Below are 237 nucleotides of genomic sequence, written 5' to 3'. Positions count from 1 at the left end.
GAATACGCCCCGGCGGCACCGCCGCCGGGGCGCCTTCGTCATGCCTGCCGAGGGCTGCCGAAGTGCCGCGTGACGATCGCGTCGAGCCGGCGGGTGAGCAGGCTCGCAAGCGCCAGCGCATCCCGCTCGGCGTCGAACGGATCGCGCTGGCAGGCTGAGACGATCGCATCGCACAGCCAGTAGCTGGTCGCCGGATCGGCCAGCATCGCGATGACCTCGGCCACATCGCTCATCGGC

1 protein-coding gene is annotated in these 237 nt (G+C 71.3%); it reads right to left on the bottom strand.

Annotation, left to right across the window (positions count from 1 at the left end; all coding sequences use genetic code 11):
• Positions 1-38: 38 nt before the first annotated feature.
• The coding region (locus tag AAEY83_RS18425; RefSeq protein ID WP_351061586.1) for a hypothetical protein at positions 39-237 on the bottom strand (199 nt) is incomplete at its 5' end.

Origin of the sequence: Psychrobacter sp. TB20-MNA-CIBAN-0197, assembly GCF_040309765.1 — a bacterium.
Classification (GTDB): Bacteria; Pseudomonadota; Gammaproteobacteria; order Pseudomonadales; family Moraxellaceae; genus Psychrobacter; species Psychrobacter submarinus.
Note: the sequence above shows the minus strand (reverse complement) of the source record. Positions and strands in the feature narration are given on the sequence as shown.